The sequence below is a fragment of the Vibrio qinghaiensis genome (assembly GCF_002257545.1).
In the GTDB taxonomy this organism is placed as follows: Bacteria; Pseudomonadota; Gammaproteobacteria; order Enterobacterales; family Vibrionaceae; genus Vibrio; species Vibrio ordalii.
Window position 1 is genome coordinate 2,782,620 of the sequence record NZ_CP022741.1, and the last position, 21,307, is coordinate 2,803,926.

At 44.7% G+C, this 21,307-nt stretch carries 16 protein-coding genes and 5 tRNA genes; 7 read left to right on the forward strand and 14 right to left on the reverse strand.

Features of this window, described 5'->3' with window-relative positions; genetic code table 11:
- Nucleotides 1-8 precede the first annotated feature (8 nt).
- From CCZ37_RS12885 to CCZ37_RS12915, 7 genes are all read right to left on the reverse strand, one after another.
- Nucleotides 9-1,565 carry an ABC transporter substrate-binding protein gene (locus CCZ37_RS12885; RefSeq protein WP_094500731.1) on the reverse strand — a complete coding sequence of 519 codons (1,557 nt, stop codon included), beginning with the start codon at nt 1,563-1,565 and terminating at the stop codon, nt 9-11.
- Between the two features lie 109 nt (nt 1,566-1,674).
- Nucleotides 1,675-3,390, reverse strand: a complete 1,716-nt coding sequence (locus tag CCZ37_RS12890) for a dipeptide ABC transporter ATP-binding protein (RefSeq protein WP_094500732.1) — start codon at nt 3,388-3,390, stop codon at nt 1,675-1,677.
- A 1,073-nt stretch (nt 3,391-4,463) separates the two neighbouring features.
- Nucleotides 4,464-4,540, reverse strand: a tRNA-Pro gene (locus CCZ37_RS12895).
- Between the two features lie 148 nt (nt 4,541-4,688).
- Nucleotides 4,689-4,764: transfer RNA gene (locus CCZ37_RS12900), tRNA-His, on the reverse strand.
- Between the two features lie 75 nt (nt 4,765-4,839).
- A tRNA-Pro gene (locus CCZ37_RS12905) sits at nt 4,840-4,916 on the reverse strand.
- A gap of 147 nt (nt 4,917-5,063) precedes the next feature.
- Nucleotides 5,064-5,139 (reverse strand) — tRNA-His (locus CCZ37_RS12910).
- Nucleotides 5,140-5,183: 44 nt separating this feature from the next.
- Nucleotides 5,184-5,260: transfer RNA gene (locus tag CCZ37_RS12915), tRNA-Arg, on the reverse strand.
- 297 nt (nt 5,261-5,557) lie between these two features.
- Between CCZ37_RS12915 and CCZ37_RS12920 the strand changes: the two genes are divergently transcribed.
- A complete protein-coding gene (locus CCZ37_RS12920) occupies nt 5,558-5,965 on the forward strand; it encodes a c-type cytochrome (RefSeq protein ID WP_094500733.1) in 408 nt (135 codons plus the stop codon).
- A 133-nt stretch (nt 5,966-6,098) separates the two neighbouring features.
- Here CCZ37_RS12920 and rep read toward each other — a convergent pair whose 3' ends face one another.
- Nucleotides 6,099-8,117 carry a DNA helicase Rep gene (rep, locus tag CCZ37_RS12925; RefSeq protein ID WP_094500734.1) on the reverse strand — a complete coding sequence of 673 codons (2,019 nt, stop codon included), beginning with the start codon at nt 8,115-8,117 and terminating at the stop codon, nt 6,099-6,101.
- 169 nt (nt 8,118-8,286) lie between these two features.
- Here rep and CCZ37_RS12930 point away from each other — a divergent pair, with 169 nt between their 5' ends.
- From CCZ37_RS12930 to ubiK, 4 genes are all read left to right on the forward strand, one after another.
- On the forward strand, nt 8,287-8,868 hold the full coding sequence (locus tag CCZ37_RS12930; RefSeq protein WP_010319858.1) for a TetR/AcrR family transcriptional regulator: 582 nt from the start codon (nt 8,287-8,289) through the stop codon (nt 8,866-8,868).
- Nucleotides 8,869-8,886: 18 nt separating this feature from the next.
- A complete protein-coding gene (locus tag CCZ37_RS12935; RefSeq protein WP_010319857.1) occupies nt 8,887-9,993 on the forward strand; it encodes an efflux RND transporter periplasmic adaptor subunit in 1,107 nt (368 codons plus the stop codon).
- Nucleotides 9,994-10,004: 11 nt separating this feature from the next.
- Nucleotides 10,005-13,127 carry a multidrug efflux RND transporter permease subunit gene (locus tag CCZ37_RS12940; protein ID WP_094500735.1) on the forward strand — a complete coding sequence of 1,041 codons (3,123 nt, stop codon included), beginning with the start codon at nt 10,005-10,007 and terminating at the stop codon, nt 13,125-13,127.
- A gap of 122 nt (nt 13,128-13,249) precedes the next feature.
- A complete protein-coding gene (gene ubiK, locus CCZ37_RS12945) occupies nt 13,250-13,501 on the forward strand; it encodes a ubiquinone biosynthesis accessory factor UbiK (protein ID WP_010319855.1) in 252 nt (83 codons plus the stop codon).
- 189 nt (nt 13,502-13,690) lie between these two features.
- Here ubiK and ilvC read toward each other — a convergent pair whose 3' ends face one another.
- Nucleotides 13,691-15,175 (reverse strand): ketol-acid reductoisomerase, encoded by a 1,485-nt coding sequence (gene ilvC / locus CCZ37_RS12950; protein ID WP_094500736.1) that lies wholly within the window; start codon nt 15,173-15,175, stop codon nt 13,691-13,693.
- A gap of 143 nt (nt 15,176-15,318) precedes the next feature.
- Here ilvC and ilvY point away from each other — a divergent pair, with 143 nt between their 5' ends.
- Nucleotides 15,319-16,209 (forward strand): HTH-type transcriptional activator IlvY, encoded by an 891-nt coding sequence (gene ilvY / locus CCZ37_RS12955; RefSeq protein ID WP_094500737.1) that lies wholly within the window; start codon nt 15,319-15,321, stop codon nt 16,207-16,209.
- 66 nt (nt 16,210-16,275) lie between these two features.
- On the opposite strand, the gene hemN is transcribed toward ilvY, so the two are convergent.
- The 5 genes from hemN to CCZ37_RS12980 form a co-directional block, all read right to left on the reverse strand.
- The gene (gene hemN, locus CCZ37_RS12960) at nt 16,276-17,664 is read right to left on the reverse strand and encodes an oxygen-independent coproporphyrinogen III oxidase (RefSeq protein WP_094500738.1); all 1,389 of its coding nucleotides are present in this window, start codon (nt 17,662-17,664) and stop codon (nt 16,276-16,278) included.
- Between the two features lie 138 nt (nt 17,665-17,802).
- Complete coding sequence (locus tag CCZ37_RS12965; RefSeq protein WP_013855647.1) at nt 17,803-18,291, reverse strand: DUF2489 domain-containing protein; 489 nt, start codon at nt 18,289-18,291, stop codon at nt 17,803-17,805.
- An 8-nt stretch (nt 18,292-18,299) separates the two neighbouring features.
- On the reverse strand, nt 18,300-18,854 hold the full coding sequence (yihI, locus tag CCZ37_RS12970) for a Der GTPase-activating protein YihI (protein ID WP_094500739.1): 555 nt from the start codon (nt 18,852-18,854) through the stop codon (nt 18,300-18,302).
- Complete coding sequence (locus CCZ37_RS12975; protein WP_010319849.1) at nt 18,854-19,492, reverse strand: class I SAM-dependent methyltransferase; 639 nt, start codon at nt 19,490-19,492, stop codon at nt 18,854-18,856. The genes yihI and CCZ37_RS12975 overlap by 1 nt, the downstream gene beginning before the upstream one ends.
- Before the next feature lie 216 nt (nt 19,493-19,708).
- Nucleotides 19,709-20,326, reverse strand: coding sequence for a c-type cytochrome (locus tag CCZ37_RS12980; RefSeq protein WP_094500740.1), 618 nt, complete (start codon nt 20,324-20,326; stop codon nt 19,709-19,711).
- Between the two features lie 167 nt (nt 20,327-20,493).
- On the opposite strand from CCZ37_RS12980, the gene yihA reads away from it, so the two are divergent.
- Nucleotides 20,494-21,192 carry a ribosome biogenesis GTP-binding protein YihA/YsxC gene (yihA, locus tag CCZ37_RS12985; protein WP_094500741.1) on the forward strand — a complete coding sequence of 233 codons (699 nt, stop codon included), beginning with the start codon at nt 20,494-20,496 and terminating at the stop codon, nt 21,190-21,192.
- Nucleotides 21,193-21,307 lie beyond the last annotated feature (115 nt).

Consider the following 21,307-nt stretch of genomic DNA (forward strand, 5'->3'; position numbering starts at 1 on the left):
TTAAGTAATTACTCGCTAACGACTAGGTCGCCGAAATAAGGGTAGTCCATCGCGTTAACAATCGGTTTGATATCTAAAGTAGATTTCGCACCCCACGCTAGGTTTTGCCAATGCAGTGGAACAAATGCTGCGTCGTTGTACAAAGTCACTTCGACTTTTTGCAGCATTTGTGAGCGTTTCGCTGGATCGGTTTCTACGTTTGCCGCCTCAACCAACTTATCCACTTCTGGATTTGAGTAGTGACCACAGTTGTACTGGCCTTTACCAGTTTCTTCATTACGCGTCATGGTTAAAAACTCGGTGAAGTTGGCTGAGTCTTCAGTATCTGAGTGCCAGCCAATCATTAGCAGATCCGCGGCGCACTTATCAAACTCAGGCCAATATTGCGCTTTTGGCATGGTTTTAAGATCAACCTTAATACCAATTTTCGACAACATCGCCGCTGCGGCTTGTGCCACTTTCGCATCGTTCACATAACGGTTGTTTGGCGCGATCATGGTGAGCGTCAGCCCTTTCTCATAACCAGCCTCTTTCATCAGCTCTTTCGCTTTTTTCAAATCAAAACGAGGCACAAGGTTCGCATCATAACCAGAATAACCCGCTGGGCCTTGTTGGCCAGCAGCTGTCGCAAAACCCTTCATGATTTTGTCAACGATACCTTGGTTGTTGATGGCATGAACAATGGCTTGACGCACGCGAACATCTTTCAGTGCTTCATTGCTGTTTTGGTTCATTTGGAAAGTGATGATGCGCGTACCCGGTAAGGTCACAAGATCAATACCTTTGGCTGCTTCCACACGTTTATGATCGTTTGGCGCAACAGGTGCAATGATATCCACATCACCCGAAAGGAGCGCCGCAACACGAGTGGCATCTTCTTTAATCGGTACTAAGGTCAGTTTGTCTACGTTGCCTTTTGATGCGCTATCCCAATAATCTTTAAAGCGTTCAAATTCCACTTTTACGCCTTGTTCGCGGAAAGTCACTCTAAATGGGCCAGTACCAGAAACGTTGGTCGAAGCAAACGAGTTACCGTGCTTCACAATTTCAGATTTCTCTTTACCATCAGCCGCTTTGCCCGAATAGAACTTGCTGTCCATAGGGAAGATGTAGGTTGCGGTTTGCAGAACCAGCGGATAAGCGCCTTTGGATACGATCTCGACGGTGTAATCATCCACTTTGACCATCTTTTCATACGGTTCAAAAATAGCTTTGAAATCAGGAGAATCTTGTAAACGATCGAACGTCCAGACCACATCGTCTGCCGTCATTTCGTTACCTGAATGGAATTTCACCCCTTTACGCAGTGTAAAACGGAACGTTGTATCATTGACACGTTCCCATTTCTCAGCAAGGCGAGGTTCAAAATCAAATGTCTGGGTGTAACGAACAAGAGGATCAAACACCATGTGAGACATTTGTAGCGTACCACCAGATAGCTGCTCATGCGGGTCAAGTGACACAGGGTCAGCATCATAAGCGACGGTAATATTGGCCGCGCTAGCTGCAAAGCTTAAGCCTGCCGCCATCAAAGCTACTGTTAGTTTGCTTTTCATGGTTTTCATTGCATAACTCCTTATGCGGGAATCCAAATCCCTAGTTGTTGTAATTGCTTCTGTTTATTCATTCCAAGCACGCTTGGTCATGATATTTCTATCTGTAACTTTTTTTGGCTTACGCCGTTACTGCATCTTCTCTTAAGCCCGTAAACTCAGGCATTAAAGAAATCAAATGTTGGCTGTATTGGTGTTGAGGTGACTTAAACAACTGTTCTGTAGGGGCTACCTCCAGTAAGGTCCCCATTTGCATGACGCCGACACGATCGCACATTTGGCGGATCACCGGTAAATCATGGCTGATGAACAGCATGGTCAAATTGAGCTCATCTTGCAGATCTTTCAATAGGTTTAAGATCTGCGCTTGCACAGACACGTCGAGCGCGGACGTGGGTTCATCACAAATCAATAAGCGAGGACGCGTAGCGAGTGCGCGAGCAATCGAAATACGTTGACGTTGACCGCCGGAAAACTCGTGCGGATATTTCACTCCCGCCATTGTTCCTAAGCCAACGTGCTCTAAAAGGTCATGCACTATTTGCCGTGTTTCCGCTTCGCTACGGGTTAATTTATGAAAACGAATTGGCTCGGCAATGATATCGAAAATCTTCATTCTCGGATTCATTGAGGTATAAGGGTTTTGAAACACCATCTGCATCTGGCGGCGCATCGGACGGCGCTCGTTTTCTGATTTCAGCGCGGTAAGATCAATCCCTTCAAAACAAACTTTGCCTGAGTTTGGTGCGTACAAACCAGCAATCACGCGTGCAATGGTCGATTTACCGGAACCCGATTCCCCAACCAAACCAAAGGTTTCCCCTTCAAACACCTCGAAACTGACGTCATTTGAAGCTTGGACATATTCACGGCGGCTTTCAAACAGCGAGTCTTTGGTCGTAAAGCGTAAATTCACGTTTTCCACTGTCAGCAGTGGGCCTGTGTATTGGCGATTATCTTGGCTCTGTCCTAACCAATGGTTTTTAACATCCAGTGGTTTTAACTCACTCGCCTCTTCGATATAACTCACCAGCGGAAAGCGATCGAGTTTTTTATCTGAGCGAGGAACGGCGGAAATCAAACTGCGCGTATAGGAGTGATCCGGAGCGCCCAGCACTTTGTCTGTCGGTCCAAATTCCACCAAGTCACCGCGATACATCACCGCGACGCGATCCGTCACATTCGAGACCACACCCATATCATGGGTAACCAGCATACAACCAACATTGTTTTTAATGCATAGCTCGCGGATGAGGCTCAAGATTTGATCTTGAATAGAAACGTCTAATGCCGTGGTCGGTTCATCGGCAATAATAAGATCAGGTTCACCCGCCAGCGCAATGGCAATCACAACACGTTGACGCATACCACCAGAGAATTGGTGTGGGTACTGCTTCAAACGGTTTTCAGGCTGAGGAATACCTACTTGCTTCATCAAAGAAAGTGCACGCTGATACGCTTCTTCCTCAGTCACTTTCATATTGGCGTGGATGGTTTCTGTCAGTTGATGTTCAACAGTAAATAGCGGATTAAGTGATGTCATTGGGTCTTGAAAAATAAAACCAATTTTAGAGCCACGAACTTGGCGCATCTGCTCAGGCGATAGGCCTGAAATCTTCTCACCATCTAGGAACACATCGCCACTGGCAATCAGACCGGGTGGGCTCAATAAATCGATAACTGCGTTACCTACGGTCGATTTCCCGGCACCTGATTCTCCGACAACTCCAACAATTTCACCCCGCTCGATATTAAACGAAAGTGATTTCACAGCAACGTGAACACCATGACGCGATGGGTATTCAATACGCAGGTTTTTTACTTCTAAAAGTGACATCCCAGACCTCTACGACTTGGGCAGTGTTGTGCCCTGTCTGTAACTAGCTTTGAACAACAAAGCGTTCAAAACCAGTAAAAATGAATCCATTCATACCAGTACAATATTCTGGTAATTAACAAGGCCATCAATTTGGCAAATATTTCACAGAAAAGCAACATTGATAGGATAAAAAGTCGATACCCAATCAAACCAAAGCAGTAACATCATATTTTTATGCATCGTATATGCATTAATCATTGGTATGATCAATATTCTAGCATGCAGCAAAACCCGCTAAAACATAGACTTTAAGTCTAATAAACTACCAATTAACCATATATTCTAAAAAAGAATGCAGAATAAAATTGCAAATTAAATTGCGACACATAACGCAACAAATTAGAAACAAAAACCAGTGTAATCCATAAAAAACCAGAACTAAACACTAATTAAAAAGCAAAAAAGCAGTTAATTCATCTGCACTAAAACCACAAGATTTCGTCTTTAAACATGATAATCCACTGAATTAATGAAATAGGAGTCAATAAGAAATCTGACATTGAATAGAGAGAATAGTCTTTCAACTGAGGCTTATTAAGGTGCTCGCTGAAGAGCCCGGTTTTGAAGATCAGGCGAACCCCACTTTGGCTCTCATTACCTTGATTAAGGCTCCAAACACCAGATGTTAAAAGCCCCAGTCTTTCAACTGAGGCTTATTAAGGTGGTCGGTGAAGAGCCCGATTTTGAAGATCAGGCGAACCCCACTTTGGCTCTCATTACCTTGATTAAGGCTCCAAACATCAGATGTTAAAAAGCCCCAGTCTTTCGACTGAGGCTTATTAAGGTGGTCGGTGAAGAGCCCGATTTTGAAGATCAGGCGAACCCCACTTTGGCTCTCATTACCTTGATTAAGGCTCCAAACATCAGATGTTAAAAAGCCCCAGTCTTTCGACTGAGGCTTATTAAGGTGCTCGCTGAAGAGCCCGGTTTTGAAGATCAGGCGAACCCCACTTTGGCTCTCATTACCTTGATTAAGGCTCCAAACACCAGATGTTAAAAAGCCCCAGTCTTTCGACTGAGGCTTATTAAGGTGGTCGGTGAAGAGGGATTCGAACCCCCGACCCTCTGGTCCCAAACCAGATGCGCTACCAAGCTGCGCTATTCACCGATACAAATTCATTTTTTGGAATAAGCGAGAGGAAACCCTCTGGTCCGTTACTCCTAACATCAGGATGCGCTATCAAACTAGGCGATGCACTAATGCATATCTTTCTTCTCGATTTTCACCAAGAACGGAAACCGAAGTTGCCGAATAATGGGGTGGCTAACGAGACTTGAACTCGCGACAACCGGAATCACAATCCGGGGCTCTACCAACTGAGCTATAGCCACCATCAAACTTTGCAATAACCGCTTGCTTGCCGTTATTTTTCTTTTCATTTTTAACCAATGAAAAGAAAAGAAAAGTGGTCGGTGAAGAGGGATTCGAACCCCCGACCCTCTGGTCCCAAACCAGATGCGCTACCAAGCTGCGCTATTCACCGATACAAATTCATTTTTTGGAATAAGCGAGAGGAAACCCTCTGGTCCGCCATTCCTAACATCATGATGCACTATCAAACTAGTCTATTCATCGATGTAAATTTTTTTCTCGACTTTCACCAAGAAAGGAAACCGAAGTTACCAAATAATGGGGTGGCTAACGAGACTTGAACTCGCGACAACCGGAATCACAATCCGGGGCTCTACCAACTGAGCTATAGCCACCACTAAGTTTGCCAATTTGCTACTTATTTACATAAGCATCCGGATGGCGCGCCCGAAAGGATTCGAACCTTCGACCTTTGGCTCCGGAGGCCAACGCTCTATCCAGCTGAGCTACGGGCGCATGCCCTATCGGCGGAGTGGAATAATACGGAGTTCACACTAGGGCGTCTAGTACTTTTTTAACTTTTTTTATCGTTTGACGCCTTTTTCATCAGATAACCATTATTACCGCTATAATCAGGATGTGACTCACCCCTTGAAGATCGCAACTTGTTGTTTATTGCAACAACTTATCGGGATATAATCACCCAATATTTACATTGATTTAACAGCTTTTATAGTTTTTAAATCAGCCACACTCTAAGTATAAATAATATAGGTAAGCGTGCACTTACCTTTGGAATGTAAAGTGAGTTTTATGGATATGTCTCAACGAATTATAAGCGTATTGTTCGCAGCTTTAACCTTTTCTAGTGTCGCATTAGCAAGCACTCAAGCAGAATACGATGCTATTGCTGAACGCATTAAACCGGTGGGTAATGTGTACTTAGCGGGTAGTGAACCCGTTGTCGCAGTACCAAGCGGTCCTCGTGATGGCGCGCAAGTCTACGGGACATTTTGTATCGCTTGCCACTCAACAGGCATCAGTGGCGCACCCAAAACTGGTAATGCCGAAGAGTGGGCTCCACGTATCGCTCAAGGTAATGATGTATTGAAAAACCACGCAATACAAGGCTTCAATGCTATGCCAGCCAAAGGAACCTGTATGGATTGCTCTGACGATGAAATCGTTGCAGCCATTGAGCATATGATTGCCGGCCTGTAATACATAAGTTCCTATAAACATAAGTTCCTATAAACATTAGTTCCTATAAACATTAGTTCCTATAAACATTAATTCCTATAAAATAAAGGCTTGGTTTTTATTCCAAGCCTTCAATTTTATTTGCTTTTAAGCACTATTTCTTAAACATGGCAGCACGCAAGTTAGCAATGTGGCTCTGTCCTTTCGCCATTCGCTCTTCTTGGCTTACTGGCTTTTTACTCTGTTCCCACTCAACATCATCAAAGGGTAATTCATCCAAAAAGCGACTTTGTGTGGGTTTAAGCAGTTCCCCGTATTGACGGCGCTCTTTGCACATAATGAAGGTCAGCTCTCGCTGCGCGCGAGTTATTCCTACATACATCAAACGACGTTCTTCTTCGACATTGTCCTCATCAATACTGGTTTGATGAGGAAGAATACCCTCTTCAGTGCCAATCAAATAAACGTAAGGAAATTCAAGGCCTTTAGAGGCATGCAGTGTCATTAACTGAACGGCGTCACTTTCATCCTCTTCTTCACTTCGCTCCATCATGTCGCGTAGGGTTAAGCGCTGTACCACTTCTTTAAGCGATTTTTCCTGTTGGTCATAGTTGTCACCTTCAAGGTCGGCCACAATCCAAGAATAGAGATCAGAGACGTTTTTCATACGCATTTCGGCTGCTTTGGGGCTGGCTGAAGTTTCATACAGCCAATCTTCATAATGGATATCGCGAACTAGCGAACGCACCGCTTCAACGGTATTGCCTCGTTCAGCTTGATCTGAGATAACCACCAACCATTGCGTAAACTGACGCAAATTGTCGAGCCCTCTTCCAGACAAATGATGCTCTAAGCCAAGTTCAAAACTGGCCGAAAACAAGCTTTTGCCACGCATATTGGCGTAACTACCCAATTTCTCTAACGTGACTGGACCAATTTCTCGTTTTGGTGTATTGACAATGCGTAAAAAAGCATTGTCATCGTCAGGGTTCACCAACACTTTGAGGTAAGCCATGATGTCTTTAATTTCGGCTCTGGCAAAAAATGACGTACCACCGGATAACTTATAAGGCACGCGGTTTTGCAACAGCGACTTTTCAATTAAGCGTGACTGATGATTACCGCGGTACAATATCGCGTAATCACGATACTCGGTTCGATTGAGAAATTTATGCGCAATCAGTTCACCAGTGACCCGCTCCGCTTCATGATCTTCATTTTTCGCCAGCAGAACTTTGAGTTTTTCACCCTCAGGGATCTCAGAAAAAAGCGTTTTCTCATACACGTGCGGGTTGTTGGCAATAAGAATGTTGGCCGCTCTCAAAATGCGGCTAGTTGAACGGTAGTTCTGCTCAAGCTTAATTAGTTTAAGATTTGGGTAATCTTGCCCCAGCAACACGAGGTTTTGCGGTTTCGCCCCTCGCCAAGAGTAGATGGATTGATCATCATCACCCACCACAGTTAAACGGCCACGCTCTCCAACCAACAGTTTCACTAACTCATATTGACTGGTATTGGTATCTTGATATTCATCCACCAGCAAGTAGCGAATGCGGTTTTGCCAACGCTGACGAACTTCGGCGTTGTTTTGCAATAACAGCACCGGCATTAAAATAAGATCATCAAAATCGAGTGCGTTATACGCTTTCATTTGCTTTTGATAAAGGTCGAAACAGTGAGCAAATAGCTGTTGTTGTTCACCTTGAGCAAAACCTTTCGCTTGCTCTGGTGTCAACATGTCGTTCTTCCAGTTGGAGATGGTACTGAGCAATTGGCGCAGCAGATCTTTATCGCCCTCAAGCTGTTTCTCTGTCAACTCTTTGAGCAGCGCAAGCTGGTCTTGGTCATCAAACAGAGAGAAGCCCGCTTTCAAGCCCAAAAATTTATATTCCCGACGGATAATATTGAGGCCTAAAGTATGGAATGTCGAAACGAGCAGCCCTTTTGACTCAGCTTTTCCAAGCGTTTGTGCTACCCGCGCCTTCATTTCTCGAGCGGCTTTGTTAGTAAATGTAACGGCAGCAATGTTACGCGCTTTATAATCACACTGTTGAACCAAGTAAGCGATCTTGTTGGTAATTACGCGCGTTTTACCCGAGCCAGCTCCCGCCAATACTAGACATGGGCCTGATACATATTTGACGGCTTCGTCTTGTCTTGGATTCAGCTTCATGAGGTACTCGTATCACTTTTATTTGGGCCGTCTATGATAATGCCGCGCTTTACCGATTACTACGTCATTCACCATAAGATTTTTGTCATTTTACTACACTAGTGTATTGCATAAGGGGCTATAGTTTGGTCTATAATGAATGAACGTTCATTCATTGTGAGATGTCAGCATGTCTAACTGTATTCACGTGGATAAGTACCAACAGATATTGGTGGCCGCTGAAAAGCTGATTGCTGAATCTGGATTTCAAGGCTTATCGATGCACAAATTAGCCAAAGAAGCCGGTGTCGCAACAGGAACGATTTACCGTTACTTTGATGATAAAGATCATCTTCTCGTGACCGTTCGCTTGCACGTTTGTCAGCATATTGCTGATGCGGTACAAGCCAATATTGATGATGAGATGCCTTTGAAAGAACGCTTTAACGCAATGTGGCTCAATATCTGGGAGTTAGCACAATCAAGCAGTGCAATACTCAGTAATCGAGTTCAATATGAATCATTACCAACAACAATCAATTGCAATGTTAAGGAACTTGAGCGAAAAATGTTTGCCCAAGTGGATTTGCTATTTGATCAAGGTAAAGAGCAAGGGTTATTCAAACCGTTGGATAACCAGATTTTATCTGCTTTAAGCTTCGAAACAACGGTCGCCCTTGCCCGTAAAAAAGCGATGGAATGTTATCAACTGGATGACAGCGCACTCAGTGCTGTGATTGACGCCAGTTGGGATGCAATTACTCAACACTAACTTGGAGTTCTGACTAGAATGAAAAAGTGGACATTCTTTATGTTACTTATCGCCTTCCTACTGTTTGGTAGCGTGATAGGTTTTAATCTGTTTAAACAACAAAAAATTGCCGAATTTATGGCTAATCGTCCTGAACCTGAGTTCCCAGTGACCGTGACGGATGTTGCTCCAGTTGATTGGATTCCAGTGATTGAAGTGATTGGTTTTATTGAACCCAATCAAGGCGTAACACTAACATCTGAAACCAGCGGCGTGATCGATAAGATTTCATTTGAATCAGGGACACAAGTTGAAGAAGACCAACCTTTAGTTTTACTTGATTCAGCAGTTGAGAAAGCGAATTTAAAAAGCTCACAAGCTCGCCTACCAGCGGCAAAAGCGAAATACGAGCGCTATAAGGGTCTATTTGCTAAAGGATCAATTTCAAAAGAAGCTTATGACGAAGCCGAAGCAAACTACTACTCTTTATCTGCCGAGATTGAAAGTTTAAAAGCCTCGATTGATCGCCGTGAAATCAAAGCTCCCTTTGCTGGTGTGGTGGGTATCCGTAATGTGTATTTAGGCCAATACCTACAACCAGGCACCGATATTGTTCGCTTGGAAGATACCAGCGTAATGCGTCTGCGCTTTACGGTTCCACAAACGGATATTTCTCGTATTTCATTAGGCCAGCAAGTGGATATTTTTATCGATGCTTACCCTAATGCTGCGTTTACAGGATCCATTACGGCGATTGAGCCTGCCGTTAGCGTTCAAAGTGGTTTAATCCAAGTGCAAGCTGATATCCCAAATAGTGACGGTAAACTGCGCAGTGGTATGTTTGCTCGTGCCAACATCATCCTGCCGAAATTAGAAAACCAAGTCACGCTTCCTCAGACCGCCATTACCTTCACCTTGTATGGTGATAATGTTTATGTGTTGAAAGATGAAGATGGTGGTACGCGAGTAGAGCAGCGCGTTGTGAAAGTAGGTGAACGCAAAGGAGCTATTGCACATATTTTAGAAGGTGTACAAGATGGCGACATCGTTGTCACTTCAGGCCAAGTGCGCTTAAGTAACCATTCGAAAGTTCGGGTTGTCGAAAGTAATGCAACGACCCCACCCGCTGAAACACCTATGCTGTAATTGGAGGAATCATGCGCTTTACTGATGTTTTTATAAAACGTCCAGTGCTCGCGGTATCGATCAGCTTTTTGATAGCTCTGCTTGGTTTGCAAGCTATTTTCAAAATGCAAGTTCGTGAATACCCTGAAATGACGAATACCGTTATTACAGTGAGTACAGGCTATTACGGTGCAAGTGCCGACTTAATCCAAGGTTTTATCACTCAGCCTTTAGAACAAGCGGTCGCACAAGCCGACAATATTGATTATATGACTTCCTCTTCGGTATTGGGTAACTCCACAATTACCGTAACGATGAAGCTCAATACTGATCCTAATGCTGCACTTTCAGATGTGTTAGCAAAAACCAACTCAGTACGCTCACAGCTTCCTAAAGAGGCTGAAGATCCGACAGTGACCATGTCTACTGGCTCAACGACTTCAGTATTGTATATTGGCTTTACTAGTGATGAACTCAGCTCAAGCCAAATTACAGACTATCTAGAGCGTGTATTTAACCCTCAAATATTCACCGTCAACGGCGTCTCAAAAATTGACTTGTTTGGTGGCATGAAATACGCCCTTCGCATTTGGCTTGATCCAGCAAAAATGGCAGGACTACAGCTCACTGCAGGCGATGTGATGAACGTGCTGAATGCCAACAACTATCAATCAGCAACAGGACAAGCCACTGGCGAATTCGTGCTGTATAACGGTAGTGCCGATACGCAAGTATCAAATGTCGATGAGCTGAAAAACCTGGTGGTTAAAACGGGCGACGGCAATGTCATTCGACTAGGTGATATTGCAAACGTCACCCTAGAAAAAAGCCATGATATTTACCGCGCAAGTGCAAACGGCCAGGAGGCGGTTGTAGCGGCCATCAACGCAGCGCCTAGCGCAAACCCAATCAACATTGCTCAAGATGTGTTGGATCAGTTACCACAGTTAAAGCGTAATCTACCAAGTAACATCGAAATGAACGTGATGTATGACTCCACGGTGGCGATCAATGAATCGATCCACGAGGTCATAAAAACCATCGCTGAAGCCGCCTTGATCGTACTTATCGTCATTACTCTATTCCTAGGCTCTTTACGTGCCGTTATCATCCCGATTGTCACCATTCCACTATCATTAATTGGTGTTGCTATGGTAATGCAGGGAATGGGCTTCTCATGGAATTTGATGACGCTGCTAGCGATGGTATTGGCTATCGGCCTTGTGGTGGATGATGCGATCGTTGTACTAGAAAACGTTGACCGCCACATTAAGCTGGGTGAATCACCGTTTCGCGCCGCGATTATTGGTACTCGTGAAATCGCCGTTCCGGTAATTGCGATGACGCTGACACTGGGCGCCGTTTATGCACCGATAGCGATGATGGGTGGCATAACAGGCTCACTCTTTAAAGAGTTTGCACTCACGCTGGCTGGTGCTGTATTTGTTTCAGGTATTGTTGCCCTGACACTTTCACCCATGATGTGTTCTAAAATGCTTAAAGCGCACGAAGAACCCAACAAGTTTGAACAAAAAGTGCATGGATTGCTTGATTCAATGAGTAACCGCTACGCGAAATTACTCGAGAAAGTAATGCAGCACCGTCCTGTCGTGATTGCCTTTGCGGTGATCGTGTTTGCCAGCCTGCCTATGCTGTTCAAATTCATTCCAAGTGAGCTTGCCCCTTCTGAAGATAAAGGCGTGGTCATGTTAATTGGTACAGGTTCTTCGAATGCGAACTTGGACTACTTACAAAACACCATGAATGACGTGAATACGATTCTGTCTGAGCAACCAGAAGTTCAGTTTGCTCAGGTATTTACTGGTGTTCCAAACTCCAACCAAGCGTTTGGTATTGCCTCGATGGTGCCTTGGAGTGAACGCCAGGCAAGCCAAGCTGAAGTTGCCACTCGAGTCGGCACCTTAGTGCAAGATATTCCAGGCATGGCCGTGACGGCCTTCCAAATGCCTGAACTTCCCGGCGCAGGCTCTGGATTGCCAATTCAATTTGTCATCACTACACCCAATAGCTTTGAAAGTTTGTTTGCTATTGCCACTGAAGTGCTAACAGAAGTAAAAGCAAGCCCGATGTTTGTGTACTCTGATTTAGACCTCAATTACGATTCTGCGACGATGAAAATCAATATCGACAAAGATAAAGCTGGGGCTTATGGCATCACGATGCAGGATATTGGCACGACATTAGGAACCATGATGGCGGATGGCTATGTCAACCGCATCGATCTCAATGGCCGTTCTTATGAAGTGATCCCGCAGGTTGAACGCAAATATCGCCTCAACCCTGAATCGATGAATCACTACTTTGTGCGTGCCGTTGACGGAAAAATGATCTCATTAGGGAGCCTAATTACCATTGATGTAATTGCCGAGCCGCGCTCACTGCCACACTTTAACCAGCTAAACTCAGCAACGGTCGGAAGTGTACCAAGCCCGGGTGTTGCGATGGGTGATGCTATTACGTGGTTTGAGAATGTTGCCGAGACTAAACTGCCTGCAGGCTACAACCACGATTATATGGGTGAAGCACGTCAATACGTGACTGAGGGAAGCGCGCTCTACGCGACCTTTGGTTTAGCACTCGCGATCATCTTCTTGGTACTGGCGATTCAGTTTGAATCGCTCAGAGACCCGTTGGTTATCATGGTGTCTGTTCCTCTCGCCATTTGCGGAGCATTAATTGCACTGGCTTGGGGCGCTGCAACCATGAACATCTACTCGCAAGTAGGGTTGATTACACTGGTTGGTCTTATCACCAAGCACGGTATTCTTATTTGTGAAGTAGCGAAAGAAGAGCAGCTACACCATAATAAGTCTCGCATCGAAGCGGTGATGGAGGCAGCCAAAGTACGTCTTCGCCCAATTCTAATGACGACAGCGGCGATGATTGCAGGTTTGATCCCGTTGATGTACGCAACGGGGGCAGGTGCAGCTCAGCGCTTTAGTATTGGTATTGTGATTGTGGCAGGTCTTGCGATTGGTACACTATTTACGCTATTCGTACTGCCTGTGATTTACAGCTACCTAGCCGAAAAACATAAGCCACTGCCTGTGTTTGTTGAGGATAAAGACCTCGAAAAGCTAGCCAGAGTTGACGAGGCCAAAGCAGCACAACGCCGACTCGCTGAAAATAAATAACACAATATAATTAGGACTGCTTCAAAAAAGGCCACCTCAGTGGCCTTTTTCTTACCTTGAATAACGACATTCTCAGCTCAATTGCTTAGAATGGAGACAAACTGACAGGAGTGTAAGCCGCTATGTTTGACCCTAAAAAACTTGAGCAAATTGCCAAACAAATTCACGATTCAATGCCTCAACCCGTCAAAGATTTGGGTGCCGACGTTGATCAAAAAATCCGCCAAGTGATCCAAGGCCAATTAAATAAATTGGACGTGGTGAGCCGTGAAGAATTTGATGTGCAGACTCAAGTATTGATGCGTACTCGCCAAAAGCTCACTGAAATGGAGCAAAAATTGGCCGAGCTAGAAGCGAAAATCACCGCCAAATAATATTGTCCGGTTGAGATAAAAATTTCCCAATAAAAAAGGCTTGGTCAACGGCGACCAAGCCTTTTGTTTTATATTGTGTTTGCTTTTGTATTTATTCTCTCCAGTCAGTCTGGAGCTTTACGTCATCATTCTCGTCATTGAAAAGGGGCGAACTCTCGGCCCCTTCTTAGCTGAAGGTTAATTAGCCCCTTAGCCACTGACGGCGATGCGTTTCATATCCGTCATGTAACCGCGCAACTCTTCACCGATGTACTCAACCGGATGGTTACGAAGAATTTCGTTCACTTCAATCAAGGTCGCGTTATCAACGAAATTCGAGCTTTCACCAAGGCCTTTACCAATCACATCAGTAGATACTTTTGGCATGAACTTTTCGCGCAGTAACGGTGTTGCGACGTTGGCAAACAGGTAATTGCCATACTCTGCCGTATCAGAAATAACCACGTTCATTTCATACAAACGCTTACGTGCTACTGTGTTGGCAATCAGTGGCAGCTCATGCAGAGATTCATAGTAAGCTGACTCTTCAACAATACCGGAAGCCGTCATAGCTTCAAATGCCAGCTCAACCCCAGCGCGAACCATGGCAATCATCAAAATACCTTTGTCGAAGTACTCTTGCTCAGTGATCTGTACGTCAGACTGTGGGTAATTTTCAAACGCAGTTTCACCGGTTTCAGCACGCCAACCCAGTAAATCAGCATCATCGTTGGCCCAGTCAGCCATCATAGTGCTAGAGAAATGACCAGAAATAATGTCATCCATGTGTTTGTTGTACAGTGGACGCATCAAGTCTTTAAGCTCTTCAGACAGCTCAAACGCTTTGATTTTTGCTGGGTTTGATAGGCGATCCATCATGTGAGTGATGCCACCAAATTTCAGCGCTTCAGTTACCGTTTCCCAACCGTATTGCAGTAGTTTACCTGCGTAACCTGGGTCAATACCTTCTGCTACCATCTTCTCATAGCACACAATCGAACCCGCTTGTAGCATGCCGCACAAGATGGTTTGCTCGCCCATAAGATCCGATTTTACTTCGGCAACGAAAGAGGACTCCAAACAGCCAGCACGATGACCGCCCGTTCCCGCCGCCCAAGCTTTTGCGATATCCCAACCTTCACCTTGAGGGTCATTTTCTGGGTGAACAGCAAGCAAAGTCGGCACGCCGAAACCACGCTTATACTCTTCACGCACTTCGGTTCCCGGGCACTTAGGCGCCACCATCACAACCGTGATGTCTTTACGGATCTGCATCCCTTCTTCAACCACGTTGAAACCGTGAGAATACCCCAATGCTGCACCTTTTTTCATCAGCGGCATGATGGTTTCGACAACATTGCTGTGCTGTTTATCTGGCGTTAGGTTAATGACCAAGTCTGCTTGAGGGATGAGCGTTTCATAGCTACCCACGTCAAAACCGTTCTCTTTAGCATTTTTATAGGACTGACGCTGTTCGTCGATCGCCGCTTGACGCAATGCATAAGAGACATCAAGGCCAGAGTCTCGTAAATTCAGACCTTGGTTTAAACCTTGTGCACCACAACCGACAATCACCACTTTCTTACCTTTGAGGTACTCAGCTTCGCTTTCAAACTCAGAGCGATCCATAAAGCGGCAACGACCAAGTTGGTCAAGTTGTTGGCGTAGATTTAGGGTATTGAAATAGTTAGCCATGTTAGCGCTCTCCTTTAAAGATTCTTTCCATCAGGTCGGTTTCTAGAACCGAATAAACTGATACTAAAGCAGACATCACGTTGCTTAAAGTGATATATTCACAATTAGTTATTGCAATTTATGCAATGTGACGTGGTTAACTTATGAACATTAAAAACCTGCAGATGTTTATCCATCTGTGTGAGAGTAAAAACTTCAGTAAGACCGCGGCGGTGATGCACATCAGCCCATCCGCGCTCAGCCGGCAGATCCAGAAGCTGGAAGAAGAAACCAGCCAAAGCTTATTTTTGCGTGATAATCGTAGCGTTGAGCTAACGCCAGCAGGCAGCAAACTGGTTCCTGTTGCACTCAAAATCATTACAGAGTGGCAGCAATATCACGTACAAATGAAAAACCAAAACAGCGTATTACAAGGGGAAATTCGTTTATTTTGCTCAGTCACCGCCAGCTACAGCCACCTGCCTCAGTTACTGTCCGATTTTCGAGTTCGCCATCCGTATATTGAGTTCAAACTCTTGACTGGCGATCCTGCTCAAGCGATTGATAAGATTTTGAATGATGAAGCGGATATTGCCATTTCAGCCATGCCCGAACAGCTACCAGCCCGCGTTGAGTTTGAAACGATTGGTGAAATACCCTTATCGGTGATCGCGCCGCTCGGGATCAGTAGCTTTATCGAACAACTGCAAAATGACACACCCGATTGGTCAGTTATCCCTTTTATTGTTCCTGAAGCAGGGACGGCAAGAGATAGAGCCAATGCCTGGTTTAAAAAAATGAAGATTAAACCCAATATTTACGCGCAGAGTTCAGGGCATGAAGCGATTGTCAGCATGGTCGCGCTCGGTTGCGGTATCGGCATTGCGCCGGATGTAGTGATCCACAATAGCCCGGTGAGAGATAAGATCCAGCGCCTTAAATTAGCGCCCGTGAAACCATTTCAGCTCGGTGTGTGCTGCAAACGCTCACAGCTTGATAACCCATTAATCAAAGCATTGTGGGATGTTGCAGCGAATAAATACCTGACGCCATAACTCATCCCTCTTTTCAAAAGAAAAAGCCACTGACGAGCAGTGGCTTTATTATCCATGGTAAGCGCGTTAAATTACCCGCGAAAATTGTTGCTGACGAGCACGAACACGCAGGTATTTATCAAAGCACATGCAGATATTGCGAATCAACAACCGCCCGCGCAAAGTAACGCGGATCGCTTTTTCATCGACTTCCACTAACTCATCATCAATAAAAGTTTGTAGCAATTCAAGATCTTGCTTGAAGTAGTGATTAAACGTCACGTTAAACTGTGCTTCAATTTGGCTTTTATCCAATTTGAAATTGCAGATAAGCTGCTTGATCACTTCGCGACGAAGTAAGTCATCACTATCCAGTGCCACCCCTTTCCAGAGTGCATGACGTAACTCATTAACTTGCTCATAGTATTTTTTCAGCTCTTTTTGGTTCTGCGCATACGCATCCCCAATCATTGAAATGGCTGAGACACCAAAGCCAACCAAGTCGCAGTTACCTTGCGTGGTATAACCTTGAAAGTTGCGATGTAAAACACCTTCACGCTGCGCGACGGCCAACTCATCATTGGGCAGAGCAAAATGGTCCATGCCAATGAACTGATAACCAGCACCTGTTAAGGTCGCGATCGTGTCTTGTAAGATGGCCAGTTTTTCTTCCGCCGTAGGGAGATCTTCATCTTTAATCTTACGCTGCGCAGCAAACAGCTGCGGCATGTGCGCGTAGTTAAATACCGACAATCGACCCGGTTTCATCTCCAACACTTGCGCTAATGTTTTCGCAAAAGAGCCTTTAGTCTGCTTAGGTAAGCCATATATGAGATCAAGGTTGGTTGAGCGAAAACCCAGTTGTTTAGCTCGTTCTACCATAGCAAAAATAAAGGTTTCATCTTGCTCGCGGTTCACCAGCTTTTGCACTTCTTTGTTGAAATCTTGTACGCCGATGCTCAGGCGGTTAAATCCTTCGCTGCGCAGGTGATCAAGCATCTCTAACTTAATTTCACGCGGATCAACTTCAATACTGATTTCTGCATCATTTTCAAAGCGGAACTCACCACGCAAAATGGCCATTAAACGGCTAATTTGCAATTGAGTTAAAAATGTGGGAGTGCCGCCACCGAAATGCAGTTGTGTGACTGTACGGCTATGCAGCAAAGAGGCTCGTTGGCGAATCTCATGTTCGAGCACATCCAAATAGTCGTCGGCTTTATGCGAATGACGGGTAATCACCTTATTACAACCACAGTAGTAACAAAGTTTGTGACAAAACGGGATATGAATATAAAGCGAAAGTGGCCTGTCAGGGTATTGGGCACACGCCATATCATAATCGGCAATAGTAAATGCTTCATGGAATTCAAGTGCTGTAGGATAAGAGGTATAACGCGGGCCTGAATAGTTATACTTATCTAAAACAGCTTGATCCCATACGATCTGTTGGCTGGGTACGACTTGCGAAGACATGCTGTGCTTTCCGTTCGAAACTTTGACAGGCTATTTTGCCACATGACAATGATGGACGTCGGGTGACAAAACGAAAATTGTGTATAAATGTTCTAAACTGCTAACGCGATCACTCACTCGAAAGAGGCAGTCGAGCCATTACATCATTTGAATCGGAATTTGACTATTCAAAGGGGCAATGCGTTTTTGCAGAACTTTTAACTCTTCAACAATCGCATCCATTAAACGGGCCTCCGCCTTTTGGCGCACTAAGTTATGCTTCATTCGCTCTTGTTTAGCGAGTTGGCTGCGCTCTTCGCCACGCGGCATATCCTTCACTATATAATACAGTTCGGAAATAGCGGGATACGAACTATCAAAGTCGATTCTCTGTTCGCCTTGAACATAATCCATAATGCAGTAGACACGGATGCTGATCTCGGAGAGATCACATTGGCCTTGAATCCCAGCCATGCAAAGCGTATTTACGCTATCAAAAATATTTGCATTGCGTTTTTCAATGGCCAATGTTTGATGTTGAAGCTGCAAATCCTTTTGCTTTTTCAGTTGCAGCAGAAGGTAACCAGCGTAAGACGCTAAGCCGAGAATAATGATTCCACCAGCAATGGCTAACAAGGTTACATTCATGGCACTTTCTATCCTTTTAAATCATTTAGGTCGAAGCCTTCAAAATCTGATAATAAATCATCATCTGAACGTGATTTTTTGGCACTACCGCCAGTCACGATTGGCTCGAAAACCTCTTCTTGCTCTTCAGCATACAGACCAAGTTGCTTCATCAGTGCTTCAATACGATCGAGTTTTTCATCAACGTATTTTTGTAAGCCAGCACCTAGGTTTTCGCCATTATCAATACGATCGAGCAACACGTTCAATTGCGCATCATTTTCCAGCATTTCGAGCTCTTGCTCAGCCGACAAACGACGCTCTTGCTTGGTCATTTTCTTCGCTGGCTCAACCACCAGAGGAATTTTTTTCTTGCTGCCTAAACGTGGATCGCGCGCTTTAGCGGCTTCTCGCTGCTGCTGATCTGAACCATCGGAATGGCGGCTACCCGCTTTCAGACCTTTCTGTTTTTTAACTCGCTTACGCAAACGGCCTTCAACATCTGCCTCACTGCGATTACGCGTGACAATCACGTCGCCTTCACCGGCTGAACCCGGCTTTCTCGATTTTTTACTACGGCTCATTACTGGGGTTTCCTCAGTAAAATTACATCATTACCAATAAATTCAAGTTCAAGCTCATCCCGCTTGGCCAAGTACTGGAAGGTTTCACGACTAAAAAAGATCACATGTGTGAGATCATTTTTGTAGTGCCACCCAGCAAACGCCTCCACGTCTTTGACTAGTTTGGTCATTAACCCAATCCAGCCTCCTGGCTTAACTAAATTTAACCATTGCTGCCAAACTTGGTGCGGCTTATGTAAATGCTCAATCACTTCAGTGGCAGTCATAAAATCATAGGTCGCCTGCAACACCTTTTCATCTGGATGAAAAAAGATATCGTATAACGACATTGTGTGCCCAGCCTCTTCCAACATAATGGATAAGGTTGGCCCTGGCCCACAACCAAAATCTAACCCGTTAGATGCCGGAGAAAGCCTCTCCAACATCGGCGCACAAACGCGTGACAAAAACTGGCGATAACCCCTATCCTGCGGGTTATTTTCATGCAAATCATAAAATGCTTTTTCCGCTTTTTTGTCAAGACGATGTTCAGGGCTAACAAACACAAGTGCACAGTGTTGGCACTGCAGATAAGAGCGAACTTTATCGGCAAAATAAGGAACAATTTGTTCACTAAAACATAATGGGCAAATGTGCATGTAACATCCTCAAACAGGGATGCGCAACATACCAGAAAGTGGCATTAGAGTGGAGAGTCAGCGCGTATTTTTTCACCAGCTAGGCAAAAAAAGATAAAAAAAGCGATAGGTAAGCCGATCATTGAGCAAAAAATTACGTTTTCTTCAGCACAAAAGAAAACGCCCTAGCTCAGTGCTAAGGCGTTTTCAAACAACAGTGCTCGAACGGTGTAGGGTTTAGTGAAGGCCGCCAACGTATTTAGAAAGTATTTCGATGTCAGTGTCGCTGAGCTTTTTCGCGACATCACGCATCATGGCATTCATATCATTATTACGAGCGTCATCGCGGAATTTTTGTAGTTGAGCTTTGATGTAGTCAGCATGCTGACCAGAAATTTTAGGGAAACCTGAAAGCTCAGTACCATTACCACGTGGACCATGACACGCAATACAAGCGGTTAAACCACGCTCTGCATCACCTGCGCTATAAAGTGCTTTACCTGTAACAGCAACGTCTTCAGGCGTTGAGTTTGCTGAAATAGGCAAAGATGCATAGTAAGCAGCAAGATCAGTTATATCTTCGTCGCTAAGAGGCATCGCCATGGCACTCATTACGGGATCGTAACGGCCTTGTTTGCCACCACTTGTCATGCCTAATTTGAGATCATGCAACTGCTTCTCTGTGTATTTCTGATGCTGACCAGCAATTTTAGGGTAGATTGTAAGTAGACTATTGCCATCAGCACTGTGACAGGCAACACACGTTTGGGATTTTGCTTTACCAGCTTCAATGCTGCCTTGGGCCCACACTGAGCAGCTGGCTAAAAGACTCAAGATTAGCGCTAATTTCTTCATGACATTCCATTTATAATTATCAAGCTTCCAGTACCACTTTGCAGTTGCTACTCACTCTTAGTGGCGACTCATGGTACAATAGGCGACCTTATGCCGAGCACGGTTATTTTACACAATTTCACAAAAAAGTAATCAATCGACTACACAAAGTCGAGATGGAGTTAACAGTGAGCGTAAAAATTCATTATCAAAACACGCATTTCATTACCAGTGCGCCTGACATTCGTCATCTACCTGATGATGAAGGGATCGAAATTGCGTTTGCAGGACGCTCCAACGCAGGTAAGTCGAGTTCGCTGAATCGCTTAACGAATCAGAAGAGCTTGGCTAAAACCAGTAAAACTCCAGGTCGAACCCAACTGATCAACCTATTCAAGGTCACTGAAGGTTGTCATATTGTGGATTTACCGGGTTATGGTTTTGCTCAAGTTCCTTTGGAACTAAAGAAAAAATGGCAAAAATCACTAGGTGAATACCTACAAAAGCGCAAGAGCTTAAAAGGGCTGGTTGTGTTAATGGATATTCGCCATCCGATGAAAGATCTCGACCAACAATTGATTTCTTGGGCTGTCGATTGCTACATTCCAGTGCTAGTACTACTGACTAAAGCTGACAAGCTAAAAAGCGGTGCACGTAAAGCTCAAGTGTTAAAAATTCGTGAAGAGGCGCGTGCTTTTGGCGGCGATGTCACTGTCGATGCTTTTTCATCATTGAAGGGCTTAGGCGTCGATGTGCTGCGTAATAAATTGGATACATGGTTTGCACCTGCACTCGCACATTTAGCCGAGCAAGAAATAGTGGAAGAGATGGATGAGTTTGACTCAACTCACTTAGAAGAGAATCCGGACCATTCTGAACAACACTAATTCAGAACAACACTAAAAATCGTGACTCCAACAGAGCCCTACCTAATCGTGGGGCTTTTTTATAGGCTTTAAATCCAAATGCGAATGACAAAAAGAAAAATCCCCACCATCCTGG